Origin of the sequence: Pelotomaculum sp. FP, assembly GCF_004369245.1 — a bacterium.
Classification (GTDB): domain Bacteria; phylum Bacillota; class Desulfotomaculia; order Desulfotomaculales; family Pelotomaculaceae; genus Pelotomaculum_C; species Pelotomaculum_C schinkii.
Window position 1 is genome coordinate 22,499 of the sequence record NZ_QFGB01000029.1, and the last position, 14,578, is coordinate 37,076.

The 14,578-nt window shown below is 51.7% G+C and carries 16 protein-coding genes; all 16 read left to right on the top strand.

What is annotated here, in order from left to right; all coding sequences use genetic code 11:
• Positions 1-9 precede the first annotated feature (9 nt).
• Entirely contained in the window at positions 10-1,494 is a 1,485-nt protein-coding gene (locus tag Psfp_RS12330; protein ID WP_134218843.1) for a glutamate synthase subunit beta, read from the top strand.
• Between the two features lie 302 nt (positions 1,495-1,796).
• On the top strand, positions 1,797-2,288 hold the full coding sequence (gene ilvN / locus Psfp_RS12335; protein WP_134218844.1) for an acetolactate synthase small subunit: 492 nt from the start codon (positions 1,797-1,799) through the stop codon (positions 2,286-2,288).
• Positions 2,289-2,371: 83 nt separating this feature from the next.
• A complete protein-coding gene (locus Psfp_RS12340) occupies positions 2,372-2,647 on the top strand; it encodes a ribbon-helix-helix protein, CopG family (RefSeq protein WP_243120616.1) in 276 nt (91 codons plus the stop codon).
• Between the two features lie 2 nt (positions 2,648-2,649).
• Entirely contained in the window at positions 2,650-3,000 is a 351-nt protein-coding gene (locus Psfp_RS12345) for a type II toxin-antitoxin system PemK/MazF family toxin (protein ID WP_134218846.1), read from the top strand.
• A 118-nt stretch (positions 3,001-3,118) separates the two neighbouring features.
• Positions 3,119-4,261: an amidohydrolase gene (locus Psfp_RS12350; protein WP_134218874.1), complete on the top strand. Its 1,143-nt coding sequence runs from the start codon at positions 3,119-3,121 to the stop codon at positions 4,259-4,261.
• A gap of 120 nt (positions 4,262-4,381) precedes the next feature.
• Positions 4,382-4,789, top strand: coding sequence for a response regulator (locus tag Psfp_RS12355; protein ID WP_134218847.1), 408 nt, complete (start codon positions 4,382-4,384; stop codon positions 4,787-4,789).
• A 154-nt stretch (positions 4,790-4,943) separates the two neighbouring features.
• Positions 4,944-5,420 (top strand): tRNA (adenosine(37)-N6)-threonylcarbamoyltransferase complex ATPase subunit type 1 TsaE, encoded by a 477-nt coding sequence (gene tsaE / locus Psfp_RS12360; RefSeq protein WP_243120617.1) that lies wholly within the window; start codon positions 4,944-4,946, stop codon positions 5,418-5,420.
• A complete protein-coding gene (tsaB, locus tag Psfp_RS12365; RefSeq protein ID WP_134218848.1) occupies positions 5,401-6,111 on the top strand; it encodes a tRNA (adenosine(37)-N6)-threonylcarbamoyltransferase complex dimerization subunit type 1 TsaB in 711 nt (236 codons plus the stop codon). The genes tsaE and tsaB overlap by 20 nt, the downstream gene beginning before the upstream one ends.
• A 26-nt stretch (positions 6,112-6,137) precedes the next feature.
• Positions 6,138-6,593 (top strand): ribosomal protein S18-alanine N-acetyltransferase, encoded by a 456-nt coding sequence (rimI, locus tag Psfp_RS12370; protein WP_134218876.1) that lies wholly within the window; start codon positions 6,138-6,140, stop codon positions 6,591-6,593.
• Between the two features lie 134 nt (positions 6,594-6,727).
• Positions 6,728-7,261, top strand: a complete 534-nt coding sequence (locus tag Psfp_RS12375; protein ID WP_134218849.1) for an RNA polymerase sigma factor SigX — start codon at positions 6,728-6,730, stop codon at positions 7,259-7,261.
• A 1-nt stretch (position 7,262) separates the two neighbouring features.
• The gene (locus Psfp_RS12380) at positions 7,263-8,408 is read left to right on the top strand and encodes a zf-HC2 domain-containing protein (protein WP_192895417.1); all 1,146 of its coding nucleotides are present in this window, start codon (positions 7,263-7,265) and stop codon (positions 8,406-8,408) included.
• Positions 8,409-8,580: 172 nt separating this feature from the next.
• Positions 8,581-9,516 carry an ABC transporter ATP-binding protein gene (locus Psfp_RS12385; protein WP_134218851.1) on the top strand — a complete coding sequence of 312 codons (936 nt, stop codon included), beginning with the start codon at positions 8,581-8,583 and terminating at the stop codon, positions 9,514-9,516.
• Positions 9,488-10,315 carry an ABC transporter permease subunit gene (locus Psfp_RS12390; protein WP_134218852.1) on the top strand — a complete coding sequence of 276 codons (828 nt, stop codon included), beginning with the start codon at positions 9,488-9,490 and terminating at the stop codon, positions 10,313-10,315. Before Psfp_RS12385 ends, Psfp_RS12390 begins: the two co-directional genes overlap by 29 nt.
• Positions 10,316-11,035: 720 nt before the next feature.
• On the top strand, positions 11,036-12,355 hold the full coding sequence (locus tag Psfp_RS12395) for an MFS transporter (protein ID WP_134218853.1): 1,320 nt from the start codon (positions 11,036-11,038) through the stop codon (positions 12,353-12,355).
• A gap of 97 nt (positions 12,356-12,452) precedes the next feature.
• Positions 12,453-12,965, top strand: a complete 513-nt coding sequence (locus Psfp_RS12400; RefSeq protein ID WP_134218854.1) for a hypothetical protein — start codon at positions 12,453-12,455, stop codon at positions 12,963-12,965.
• 329 nt (positions 12,966-13,294) lie between these two features.
• Positions 13,295-14,461 carry an iron-containing alcohol dehydrogenase gene (locus Psfp_RS12405; protein ID WP_134218855.1) on the top strand — a complete coding sequence of 389 codons (1,167 nt, stop codon included), beginning with the start codon at positions 13,295-13,297 and terminating at the stop codon, positions 14,459-14,461.
• Positions 14,462-14,578: the final 117 nt, after the last annotated feature.

Here is a 14,578-nt window from a genome sequence, read left to right on the forward strand (position 1 = left end):
GGAAACGTCATGGGTAAATTGAACGGATTTTTAGAATATGACCGGATACTTCCGGAGGACCGCGCTCCCTTGGAACGCGTCAACGACTGGAACGAGTTCCATTATAAAATGTCTGAAGAAACCCTTCAGGAACAGGGTGCGCGCTGTATGAACTGCGGCACACCGTTTTGTCACAGCGGGATCATGATCAACGGGATGGTTTCCGGGTGTCCCAACCACAACCTCAATCCGGAATGGAACGACCTGGTCTACCGTGGGTTGTGGCAGGAAGCGCTGAAACGACTTTTAAAGACCAATAATTTCCCTGAGTTCACCGGGCGGGTCTGCCCTGCCCCCTGCGAGGGAGCCTGCGCCGCCGGACTGGCCGTTAAACCCGTGGCATCAAAAACAATCGAATGCGCCATTATCGACAGGGCTTTCGAAGAAGGCTGGATTGTACCCAAACCGCCCGCCAGGCGAACCGGCAAAAAAGTCGCCGTGATTGGTTCCGGTCCCTCAGGCCTGGCCTGTGCGGACCAGCTCAATAAAGCCGGCCACTGGGTAACAGTTTTTGAGCGTGCCGACCGCGCGGGCGGACTCCTGATGTACGGCATCCCCAATATGAAACTGGATAAGAGGGTGGTACAGCGGCGGGTTGACCTGATGGCCGAAGAGGGCGTAATGTTTATAACCGGCACGGAAGTTGGCAAGGACTACCCTGTTTCAAAGCTAAAAGAAGACTTCGATGCGGTTGTCCTGTGCGGAGGCGCCACCAAACCACGGGATTTACCATTGGAAGGGAGAAACCTGAAGGGTATACACTTTGCGGTGGAGTTTCTTAAAGCCAATACCAAAAGTTTACTGGACTCCAACCACACCGACGGCAACTTTATATCTGCGGCAGGTAAGGACGTGATTGTTATCGGCGGTGGTGATACCGGCACTGACTGCGTGGGCACGGCTATACGCCATAAGTGCCGCAGTATCAACCAGTTGGAAATCATGCCCATGTTGCCTGTGGAACGTGCCGACAATAACCCCTGGCCTGAATTCCCCAGAGTGTACAAAGTGGACTACGGTCAGGAAGAGGCAGTGGGCCTGTATGGGGAGGATCCCCGGCATTACTGCATTACCTCCAAAAAATTTGTTGGGGATGAAAACGGTCGGGTCAAAGAATTGCACACTGTCGAAGTGGAGTGGGTTAAAGATGACCTTGGCCGCATCATTCCCCGTGATATTCCAGGCACCGAAAAGGTATGGCCGGCTCAATTGGTGCTGTTGGCCATGGGCTTTACCGGTCCGGAAGACAGTCTTTTAAGCCGGCTTGGCGTGGAGCGTGACGGGCGCTCCAACGCCAGTGCCGAATACGGCAAATTCACTACCAACGTGGAAGGAGTCTTTGCCGCCGGTGACATGCGCCGTGGTCAGAGCCTGGTGGCCTGGAGCATAAACGAAGGACGCGGGGCGGCCAGGGAATGCGACCGCTTCCTGATGGGTACGACCGGCCTGGCCTGAAATTAGTTTGCCTAGAAGAAAATTTGAGCCGGCAAAATGACTTTTACCGGCTCAAAGCCGCAATAGCGGCGCCACCGGACTTGCGGCGGTTAATTTAACATTTTTGCGAATGAATCCGCACCTGCATTTTTGGGGATTCGCTCTGTGAGCTGGGTAGTTGTACAATTATTTAAGGAAGCAAAAGAACCGTCCCCCTGCTTCCTTTGTTTTCACGGAGTTGCTTACGGGTAGGCGGGGTGCGAAATTTATGGTAGAATTTAAAAAAGTTCGCCCCTGCCGGGGCGTTAGCGGGGGGTTTGATTTTGAAGAGCACACTTGCCGTTCTTGTTGTCAACAAACCGGGTGTACTGGCACGCATATCCGGTCTCCTCAGCAGGAGGGTCTTTAATATTGAAAGCATTACCGCCGGTTATACCGAACAGCCGGATGTAACACGTATAACCCTGGATGTTAACGGTGACACGCAAATCCTGGACCAGGTCATGAAGCAATTGTCCAAGCTGATTGATGTGATCAAAATCGTTGAAATCAAGTCGGAGGTTTCGGTAGACCGCGAACTGGCTCTGATTAAGGTAAGGGCGGAGTCAAACCGCCGCTCCGAAATCGTCAACCTGGTCTCCGTTTTCAGGGCCAACATTATAGATGTCAGCAGGGAAACCATGGTTATTGAGATCCTTGGGGACGAAAAGAAAATCAACGCTTTCTGTGAAGTGCTGCAGGATTTTGGCGTTGTAGAAATCGTCCGGACCGGCAAAGTCGTTCTCTCGCGGGGTCCGGGCGCGGTAAAGGATTAGCTTGTGATATTGACATAATTGAAGCCATAGTGTATATAATATGGTATACATGTTCTATGCAGCTTCGTGGGGGAGGACCGCCTGTGTCCCAGGTAAAGAGAGTCATGATTAGCTTGCCCGACTCACTTCTGGAAGAAGTTGACGGGATTGCTGCCGCTGAGCAATTAAACCGCAGTGAATTTATCCGTGAGGCCATGAAGCTTTATATTTCGGAGCGCAAAAGGCGACTTTTAAGGGAACAGATGAAAAGAGGATACCTGGAAATGGCAAAAATTAACCTGGCCCTGGCGCTGGAGCACTACCGCCTTGAAGCAGAGGTATCACGTATTTACGAACTCCCTTTTCCGGGGGTAAAATAAACATGCTGATCCGGAGGGGAGATATTTATTTCGCGGATTTAAGCCCGGTTGTAGGCTCCGAACAAGGAGGGACCAGGCCGGTGCTTATTATTCAGAATGATATTGGTAATCAGTACAGCCCCACTACAATTGTGGCGGCCATAACCTCCAGTATAGAAAAGCCCAAACTGCCGACTCACGTCGAGATGCCGGCAGGGCCAGGGGGGCTTGAAAAGAATTCAGTCATTCTCCTCGAGCAAATCAGGACCATCGACAAAAGCAGGTTGATGGAGAAGGTGAGCGCTCTGGATGGTGAGATGATGGCCAGGGTCAACCAAGCCGTTGAAATCAGTCTCGGGCTGGTTGACTTATAAGCCTAAAGCGCCGTATGGGGATGACATCAATAAAACCTTTGCCGGACCCGGCAAGGGTGTTTTAGTTTTTTGGCCGGGCTGTCCACGGCTTATATATTATGGAAGGGAAGTAGATAAAGTGCTGGCCCTAGTAGGCGGAAGAGTTATAACGATGGCGGGGCCTGTCATTGACAGGGGCACAGTCCTGATCGACGGGGATAAAATAACCGCTGTGATGGAAGGAGTGATTGTTCCTTCCGGCGCTGAGCCCGTAGATGTTTCAGGCAAGGTTGTTATGCCGGGTTTAATTGACGCCCACAACCACGTGGGCATCGTGGAGGAGATCTACCGGGAGGAAGGCGATGACTGCAATGAAAACACAGATCCGGTGACCCCCCACCTGAGGGCTATAGACGCCGTTAATCCCTCCGATCTGGGTTTTCGTGACGCCTTGGCGGGTGGTGTCACCACTGTAGTTACGGGGCCGGGCAGCGCTAATATCATCGGCGGGGAAATGGTGGCTATGAAAACACACGGGACTGTGATAGATGAGATGATAGTCCGCTTCCCGGCCGGACTGAAAGCGGCGCTGGGGGAGAACCCCAAGCGCAGCTACGGGCCTGATAAAAAAATGCCCGCCACCCGTATGGCCTCAGCAGCTCTCTTAAGGGAGGCGCTGACCAAGGGCCAAAATTATTTAAAAAAAGAGAACCCCGAAAAGGACCTGAAAATGGAGTCGCTGTCCAGGGTGCTGAAAAGGGAGGCGCCGCTGCGCGTGCACGCTCACCGGGCTGATGATATCATGACCGCTGTCCGGATTGCTGGTGAGTTCGGGGTCAAGCTGGTGATTGAGCACTGCACGGAAGGTCATCTGGTGGCTAAGCAGTTAGCTGCCAAAGGGATACCTGCAGTGGTTGGACCGCTCATTACCAACAGGGTGAAGGTGGAAATGCAGGGTATTACCCTGAAGACGGCAGCGGTCCTGGCCGGCGCGGGAGTTACCTTCGCCATTATGACCGACCACCCGGCGGTCCCTATTCAGTACCTGGCAGCTTCAGCCGCCCTGGCCAAAAAGGGGGGCTTGTCCGATGAGCAGGCGCTGCAGGCTGTAACTATTAACGCTGCCGTCATCCTCGGACTGGAAGGTCGCCTGGGGAGTATCGAGCCGGGCAAAGACGCGGATATTGTTATCTGGGACGGCTATCCCCTGGATATTTCATCACGGGTTGAGCAAGTTTTTATCAATGGTCAAAGGTGTTTTCCGTTTGATGGAGAAATATAGAATTAAAAGATTTTAATGGATTTATAAAAGGAATTTGCAAACGCATGTCGTATAATAATGTTGGTATTATTATACTGTAATGTTATTAGATGTAACGCAGTGTTGAGAGGTGATGTAATAATGTCAGAACCCCTAAAAATTTTGATTGTTGATGACCAGCCCGGGGTGCGTTACCTTCTCGATATTGTAATCAGGGAAGTGGGGCACCAAGTATATACCGCCAGGAACGGGCTGGAAGCTGTAGATATTGCTAAAGCCAGCCATCCTGACCTGGTTTTTATGGATGTACGGATGCCCCTGATGGGAGGCCTTGAAGCGCTTGGTAAAATTAAAGCGATGCTCCCCGAAACCGAGGTGATTATCATGACAGCATACGGTTCAGAGGAAACCGTCACCAGGGCCATGGAAGGGGGGGCGCTGTGTTGCATTGCCAAGCCCTTTGACGTAGAGAAAATCAAGGAACTCCTGGAGAACCTGGAATGGAAGCATTCATGCTATAAAAAAACTTTAATTAGAGATTATGCTTAAGCGGTCCCCAGGTTCGACCATACTTTCTCCCTCCCGGTGGAGGGTTTTGTTTTTTCATGGTGAATTATAGTAATTGGGGGGATTGCCCCATGGCGGCAAAGGTTATAATATTAATACTATCATGCAAAAGGCGTCATATACTGGAGTGAAAAGATTGTTTTACACAAACACGAAGTCGCCGGAAGAAACGGCCCGGATCGGAATGATGCTGGGATCGTTTCTAACAGCCGGCGACATAGTCTGCCTGCAAGGGGAGCTTGGCGCCGGAAAAACCTGTTTTGCCCAAGGGGTGGCCCGCGGTATGGGTATTGAAGACCCGGTGACCAGTCCCACTTTTAACCTGGTTAATGAATACCACGGGGAGCTGACGCTTTATCACCTGGATGTCTACCGGCTTAACGGCCCCGGTGATTTGGATGACCTTGGTTATGAAGATATTTTTTACGGAGATGGCGTAACTCTGATAGAATGGGCGGAACGGGTGCGGGAAGCTCTTCCTGCGGAAAGGTTGGAAATTCTTATAAACAGGGGTACCCAAGACGAATTCAGGGAGATCAGGATGCTCCCGCGGGGTGATAGGTACCGGCTGGTGGTTGAGGGGTTGATGTCTGTTGTTTGTTCTGGGAGTTGAGTCCGCCACACCGGTGGCCTCGGTCGCGGTAGCCGGCCAGGGGGGGATCTTGGCTGAACGCATGGTGTTGAACCGGCGGACACATTCCGTAAACCTCCTTCCAATGCTCAAGGCTGTGCTGGAGGAGTCGGAGATAGACCGCCGTAAGCTGACCGGTATAGCGGTTTCAGGTGGCCCTGGTTCTTTCACCGGCCTGCGTATCGGCATGAGCACCGCCAAGGCGCTGGCCTGGGTCTGGGGACTTCCGGTGGTGGGTATTTCAACCCTGACGGCGCTGGCGCATCCCCTGGCCGGGAGCGGCGGCCTGGTTTGCCCCATACTGAACGCCCGCAAGAACGAGGTTTATACCGCCATCTATGATTGCCAGGGTGAGGTTGCTAATTGTATACAGGGTCCTGCGGCCGTTGGCCCGTCGCGGCTGGCTGAAATTATTTTGGAATTCAAGCGGCCGGTGACCCTTTTGGGTGACGGGGTCCCTGTTTATGGAGCCCAGCTGCGGGATGCCCTTGGCAGCATGGCAAGACTCGCGCCTCAGGCCGCGAGCTTTCCCAGGGGGGCGGCCGTAGCTGAACTGGGTCTGGCAGCTTTGCGGGAAGGCCGTGGTATTGCCCCGTCTGCCCTGCAGCCTGAGTACATCAGGCCTTCCGAGGCAGAGTTGACCTGGCTGCGAAAAAATTGTCCGGGGGGGTAGAATGTTTGAAGCTCGTTTTTACAAGTATGCGCCTGGAGCACTTAAACCAGGTACTGGATATAGAAGAAGTTTCCTATCCTGCGCCCTGGTCCTACTATGCTTTTGCTTACGAGCTTCTGCAGAATAACCTGGCCCATTACATCGTGGCCTTGAGCGGGCATAAGGTGGTGGGTTACAGCGGGATGTGGCTGATTCTGGACGAGGCTCATATAACCAACGTGGCGGTCCACCCGGACTACCGGCAGAGAAATATCGGCAAGTCGTTGATGCTGGAAATGATCAGACTGGCGATAGAAAAAGGCTCCACCGGAATGACCCTGGAGGTCCGCCCCACCAATACAGCAGCCAGGCGGCTTTACGAGGCGCTGGGTTTTGTGGAAAAAGGCCGCCGCAAGAAATACTATACGGATAACAACGAGGACGCCATCATCATGTGGAAAAGCAACCTGTCCGGTAAAGGAGAATGTTCAACCGGCCAATAGTAAAAAATCATCTGTCATCCGGCTTAACAGCCGGTTATTTATTTTATGATATAATTTATAAGGCTAACCTGTCACAAATAGCCCTTTGTCTCTGTTTAATAAATGAAAGCCAAAACACCAGGGGGTACCGGGGAATGGCCCTGCAGTCGACAGCCGACAAGCCCATAAGCAGCCATAACGGCTTTAGAGAGCTTTTTGACCGCCACTACCCGGCCATTTGCCGCCATCTCACCTGCCTTCTGGGTAATCGCGCCGCCGCGGAGGACATTGCCCAGGAAACGTTTATTCGGCTTTACCAGGCGCCTCCCCCTGAACCGTCAAATATGGGCGGTTGGCTGGCCAGAGTTGCGACCAACCTCGCTTACAACCACCTGCGCAGTGAGAATAGCAGGTCTCGTCGCGAGGTGAGCGCCGGTCTGGCTGAGGTACTGGCCGGGGACGGACCGGAGGAATTACTGGTGCGGGGAGAAGAAATTGCCTTGACCAGACAGGTCTTGGAGCAGCTCCCGGAAAGGGACCGGGCCTGCCTTCTACTCAGGTTTTCCGGGATGGATTATGCCGGGATCGCCCGCGCCACCGGTATCAAACAATCCTCTGTAGGTACTGTGTTGGCCCGTGCTCGCGCCAAATTCAGGGTAGAATACACCAAGTTCAAGGGAAGTGATTGAGGTGCGCTGTTATGATATCGGTACCCTGCAGGCTTACCTGGACGGGGAATTAAATGAATCTGACAGGAAGCGGCTGGAAGAACACCTGTTGGGCTGCGATGCATGTTGCGCTGCAGCGGAGCGTCTAAAGGATAATCAAAACTATACCAACGCCAAGCTAACCGGTTATTACCACGCGCTGACCAGTGACTCTGTTGACACAGGCCTGGCCTGGAGCAGGTTCAACAGGGGCAAGTTACAGGACCGGATCGCCTCGCGCCGTGGGAAAGGAGTGTTTAGCATGTTTGCAAAATATCGTTCAGCTGCCGTTTCGGCAGTGGTTGTACTGGCCATAGCTACAATCTTCAGTTTTGGTTCCGTCCGTTCAGCGGCAAGTGAACTACTGAGCATTTTCCGAGTTGAGAAGGTAACAACCATAAGTATTACGCCTGAGGATATGGCTAATATTGAAAGAAGTATACGCGAGGGCGCCGGGCAGGTAAATATTGAAAATTTCGGTAAGCTTGAGTTCAGCGGCAAGATAGAGTCTTTCAGGGTAACGCAGGCTGAAGCGGGTGAAGCCCTGGATTTTCAGCTCAAGTTGCCCGCTGTTATACCCGAGGGTTTTGAGGTTCAGGAATTTAATAAAACTACCGGTGGCACCATGGACCTCACTCTGGATACCGTGAGAACCAACGAGGTGCTAAAATCACTTGGCAGCAGCAAGTTATTGCCTGACGAGCTCAACGGCAAGATGTTCACGGTCAAATTTCCGGTCACCGTACAGGCTTTATATGCCGGGGCCAACGATAACCGGGTCATGGTGCTGCAGGGGCGGAGTCCCGAACTTGTGGCCCCGGGTTCGGATGTGGCGGCTATAAGGGACGCGCTTTTAGCCCTGCCTTTTCTGCCGGAAAACCTGCGCAGGCAGTTGGCCGCAGTTGACGACTGGCAGCACACCATCCTGGTGCCTGATATAGATGGTTCTTCGCAAGAAGTCAGCGTGGCCGGACAGCAGGGTGTATTTGTAACGCCAAGCGCCGCCGGGAATCACAATGGGCGTGGCAACATCAACAGCCTGATCTGGCAGGAAAATGGCGTTGTTTATGCCATAGCCGGCAACCTGGACCTGGAGCAGGCTCAACAAATGGCCGCCTCAATGAAGTAGTGCGGCAGACCGGAAAACAATCCTTGCATATGTCCGGGGAGTGGCTTCAAGTTTTCAATGGCCATTCCCCGGCTTTATGGTGTTCTGGATAGCCTTTTCGAAAACATTTTTAGAGACAGGAGACGGTTCTCATTGCTAACCTAAATGTCATTTTGAAAGGAGTGTTGGCCATTTGATCCTGGAGACTAGCAACTTGACCAAGATGTACGGCAGTAAAACCGGTTGTAGCGATATCTGCCTGGCGATTGATAAGGGACAAATCTTTGGTTTTCTGGGTCCCAACGGAGCGGGTAAAAGCACTCTGGTCAAGATGCTGGTGGGGCTTCTTTTCCCCACCTCCGGTACAGCCTCGGTCCTGGGGCGGCCTCTGGGAGACCTGGAGGCCAGGCGCAAGACGGGCTTTTTGCCGGAGAATTTCCGCTACCAGGAGTGGCTGACCGGTGAAGAGCTGCTTTCCTTCCATGCCTCCCTCTACAAGCTGACCGGCGAGGAAAAGATGAGGCGCATACCGGCTGTCCTGGATCAGGTGGGGCTGGGCGGCAAGGGAAAGCAAAAAATAGGCTCCTACAGCAAAGGCATGCAGCAGCGGGTCGGCTTGGCCTGCGCCCTGCTGCCCGACCCCGACCTGGTATTCCTGGACGAGCCCACATCAGCCCTGGATCCTCTGGGAAGGCGCGAGGTGCGCGAAATTATGATGGAACTGCGCAGTCGCGGTAAAACGGTATTCTTAAACAGTCACCTGCTCAGCGAGGTAGAAATGGTCTGCGACCAAGTGGCTATTATCAACCAGGGCAGAATCATGGCCGCGGGTACCATGAAAGAGCTGCTGGTGGAGACAGTGGAGGTGGAAATGCAGGTAGAAGGCCTAACCCCACAGCTGGTTAACGAACTTGCCACCTTGGGCAGGTCATGCTTTGTCAACGAAAGTCTGGTCAGGTTAAGGCTGGGCTCACGGGAACAGATACCATCTCTCGCCGCAGCAGTGGTCCGGTCAGGCGCTAACCTGTTCAGTCTGCAGACAAGGCACAATTCTCTGGAGGAACTGTTTGTTAATTTAATTCAGGGAGGTGGTGAAGGGTATGCCGGCAGTGGCCCTGCTAACTGTTAAAGAAGTGATACGGCGGCGCATACTCCTGGTAACCCTTGTTTTAGCGGTGGTCTTCCTGGCCCTTTACGCCACCGGGGTCCACTATGGCTACCGGGATATGGCGGCTCACGCCGGACCGCTGCAAGGGCTGATGGCTGCCCAGTTTCTAGCTCTGGGCCTTTATTTCGGCAGCTTCATTATCGCCTTTCTGGCTGTAATGGCGGCCGTGGGGGCGATATCGGGGGATATTGAAAACGGCGCCATTTTCGCTATAGTGCCCAGGCCGGTCAGACGCTCCGAAATTATACTGGGCAAGTTTCTGGGCTACGGGCTAGTCCTGTCGGCTTTTGCCATCCTTTTTTATATTGCGGTGCTGGTTATCATACGCGTAAATACCGGTATGAGCGTGCCGGTCCGGCCGGGCGCGTTGGGGCTTTTTTGTCTCCAGCCGCTGGTCCTGCTGGCGGTTACCCTGCTCGGGACCACCTTTCTGTCCACCCTGGCCAACGGGGTGGCAGCCTTCATGCTTTACAGCGTCGGATTTGTGGGCGGGATGCTGGAGCAAATCGGCCACCTGGCGGGGAGCCAGGTGCTTGTTAAAATCGGCATATTTTCCAGCCTGGTGATGCCGGTCGACGCCATTTACAGAAAAATCGTCTATAGCTTGTTGTCGGCGTCCGGGGCGTCTTACTCCGCTTACATGTTGGGTCCCTTTGGGGCCGGTTCCGAACCAAGTGTATGGATGCTGGTCTATACCGGGCTTTATATGCTGTTTTTTCTAGCTATGGCCGTACGCGTGTTTTCCCGGAGAGACATCTAGTCAAGATAATTTATTAAAAAAATTTCATGATTAACAAAGCACAAACGAGGTAGCAAAGCAACTGCTCCACATGAGCATTCGTTCGGCCCTATTCGCAATTGGAGGTTGGATATTACAAACATATCCTCTGGCAAGATACATCCTCGCGTAGTACAATTTAAATATTGTTACAGTGAAATGACCCGGAAGAAAAGATTACTTGCGGGTATTTTTACGCCTTAATTCCCATCTGAATCCCTGCCGACGCCCATCCTGATAGCTTCCAAGCGCTGCAATAATACAGATTTGATTTCATTGATACAAACATGAATCAATTTTACCCGGATCGTTAATCCGGCTCCCGGCGGCTTCCTACGTCAGATCCCCGGAATACCTGGTTTATTCCCGCTTTGAGATTTGATTTCCCACTGTATTCATTTTTAAAGACCCCGGCACAGCTGTTGCATATTTAGATAATAGCAAAATTTCTGTAGTTTTATTTGGGACAGGCATAAGAAACAGTAACATTTCGCCATGCTTTTAAAAGGAAGGAAGCGAAGTGTTCTTGGCATGATATTTTGGAGTATGGTGGCGGCAGATATAAATTTTTTTTATGGCAATTGTTCTATTTTAAGGGGGGATGCCTGATTCATTGCCGCATTGTTAAAAAAAGGAGGGAGGATCTGCAAGTAACGGTAAAATGAAATTTGTAGCAAATCAAAAGGAGGGGATTTGTAACAAATGAGTTCAAATTTAGCAGCCCTGGATGTTGATGCAGCAACACCTGCCAAGCCAGCCTCTAATTATCGCTATATGGCGATTTTTCTAATCGCTATGGCAATTACGGTCAATTATATTGACCGCGTTAATATCGCTGTGGCAACACCAACCCTAATGACAGTTCTTGGTCTGTCAGCTTCTCAGATGGGTGTGTTGATGTCGGCATTCTTCTGGTCCTACACTTTAATGATGATACCTGTCGGCGCTCTTTTAAATAAGTTTGGTCCCAAAATGTTGATGTTCTACTCCTGCCTGGGTTGGGGCCTGGTGACGGTAATGACCTCCCTGGTAAATAGTTTCGGTTCTTTTTTGGCGGTCCGGATCGGGCTTGGCATCACGGAAGCTCCCAGTTATCCTGCCGCTCCCCGGGTGGTGTCGGTATGGGTGCCGAAACGTGAGCGCACCATGGCTTCCGCCTGCTTTGACTGCTGTGCCAGGGTGGGGAACGCCTTTGCGCCGCCTCTGGTGGCCTTTATCATTGTTGCCTGGGGCTGGAAGGCATCATTTGTTGTATCCGGCATGATCGCGGTAGTTTACAGCTTCGTCTGGCTATACTTATATAAGGACCCCGACGAGCATCCGAAAGTTACTGATTCCGAGCTGGCCTACATCCGCCAGGACGAGGTCTTAACAGAGGAAGGCCAGGTTGTGGTGAAACCGATCCCGCTTGCAAAGCTGTTTACTTACCGGGTGATCCTCCAACTCTGCGGCGGCTACGCTCTTTATATGTACTTCTGGACAACCTTTAATTCCTGGATACCTGCGTACATGATGAAAGTATGCGGGCTTAGCCTGAAATCAATGGGGTTTGCAGCAATGTTTCCCTATATCGCCGGTGTGTCGATGGAGTTGCTCGGAGGTTTTGTTTTCGACCGTTGGTTCAGAAGGGGCGCAACGATTACTGCCATCCGGCGTACCGGGATGGGCGTGGGAATGATCGGCGGAGCCATAGCCCTCTATTTGGCGACACACGCTGCCGCCAGCTCGCCGGCAATGGCCATATTCTGGTTGACCTGCTCTATGGGTATTTTCTCCTTCGGCGCCTCCAACGTCTGGGCGATTCCTACCGACGTGGCTCCTTACGGCCAGGCCGGGGGTGTCGGTGGAGTCTACAGTTTTGTCGGCAACTTTGGTTCCTTGCTGGGTCCGATAGTGACCGGAATCATTGTCGATACCGCTTTTGGCTACAACGGGGCCTTGATTGTTATGTGCATTCTTTCAGCATTGGGCGCCCTTCTCTATATGACCTGCAAATACGAAAGATTGGAACCAAAATATTAGGTCTTGATATTGCTTACACCTCTTAAGGAACTGGGGGTGAGCCCGAAGGCTTTCCCCAGTCCCTTTTCTCATGTTAATCATGCTGGGAGGGGCGTAAATGAAAGTGATACTGATCGGAGCTGCGGTACTGGTATTGTTGACCATCAGCTACCTAAAGGGACGCTCTAAGATGAGAGAGGCGGAGCGTATGGACCAGCTTGTCACCGAGAAATATCAGATCGGAGAACTGCTGGGAACTGTCTCCTACCACGGTGGGTTCCCCCCGATTCCCCGGCCGGAGCCCCTCAAAGTTGGATTGGCCGGCGGCTCTCTGGTGCTTTATTCCCTAAAGGGGGAGGCCGGTACCATACCCTTTCAGCGCATCAAGAAGATTGAGCATTTTACAACACGCACCAAGGCTAACTTGAAGAATAAAAGCGTGGTCTTGTGGGGGCCTATCGCCCCGATGGTCTTTAAAGACAAATACAGACATTTTACCTTGATTAAATACACCGATATCAATAATGATGAGAACAATCTCCTGCTGGAATTAAAAGACAGCGGGGCATGCCGGGAGTTTTCCGGCCAGCTTAGCGGCAGTTGGCGCAGTTTTAAAAAGAATTCACAGTAAGGAACAGCAAGAGGTTAAGTTGCAGCCCGGAAATCTGCTGCTATTGATACAGCAATGAATCATGTTGATTCATTGCTGTATCAAAACCTGGCATGATTACGATCCTATGAGAGCTATTTGGCTTGAGGTAATTGAGGTTAGTTTCCATAAACCGTGCTGTTAACCGGGTTTCAACGAAAACTAATCAGTTTTTTAAATTTTAATGTCACACTGGTATGCTTCTTGCTCTTATCCATGAGTAAGCAATTAATATGGAGGGATTGGGGGAGTAATAAGTCTATCAGCTTCACGGAATTACCCAATAACAAATCAAAAGGGGGATTTTCTAAATGGGTGTCATCAATGATTTTACTTACCAACATCCTATCAAAACGATCTTGGAGACTGGAGGCCTCAAAAACAGACTGGCTGATGAAGTTAAAGCCCTTGGTACGGACAGGATTTTACTGGTAACAGACCCTGGCGTACTGAATGCCGGTCTGCTGAATGATGCGGAAGCTGCTCTGAAAAACGCAGGCATCACTTACAAGATCTTTTCCGGAGTAGAGCCCAACCCGAGAACCGAAAGCTGTTACAAGGGCTACGAGATGGCTCAAGGAATTGAAGCAGGCGCAGTTGTCGCTGTTGGCGGTGGCAGTCCGATAGATGTTTCCAAAGCTATAGCATTGCTGATGACCAACGGCGGGGACCTGGAGAGCTATGAAGGTCCTGAAAAGTATAAAAATGCTCCCCTGCCAACCATTTGCGTGCCGACTACGGCAGGTACCGGCAGTGAAACCACAGCCATGACCGTTATTACTGTTAAATCCAGGAATTATAAGATGACCATCCTGGGCAAGAGCATGCTCCCGAACGTAGCACTGCTTGACCCGTCGATTTTCTCCAAAATGCCTCCGTTTATCGCGGCTTCCACAGGTATGGACGCCCTTACCCATGCGATCGAGTCATATATCAACCGTGCTGCTAACCCCTTTACTAATTCCTTTGCAGTAGAAGCGATCAGGTTGATCGGCAAATACCTCAGGCATTTTGTAGGCCAACCGGCTGATTTGGAAGCGGCGACCGGAATGTTGGTAGCCAGCAACCTGGCCGGTATTGCCTTTAACATCTCCAGACTTGGCGACTGCCATGCCATGGCTCACCCGCTGGGCGGTTTCTTCGACGTCCCCCACGGTGTCGCCAACTCCGTTCTGCTCCCGATCACTATGGATTTCAATTTGCTTGCTGACCACGGAAAATATAAGATCATCGCTGAATTATTAGGCGAAGATGTCAGCAGGATGACAGATCTGGAAGCAGCTCCCTACGCAGTTGAAGCTGTGAAAAAATTATCCAAGGATGTAGGGATCCCGGAAAACCTTGTAGCGTATGGTGTCACTGAAGATAAAATTCCTCAGATGTCAAAAGACGCCATGCTCAGCGGCAACATCGCGGTTAACCCCAGGGTAACGAAACTTGCTGATATAGAAAATATGTACAGGTTAGCGCTGAAATAAAAATATTGAGGTTACGGAAGTTGTCATTAAAAACAGACTTTGGCGAGGCGCAGTTCGTGGACTGAAAGCCTGAACTGCCCTCCCGCTCCAATAAAACATGGGTTTCGTTAAGAAGAG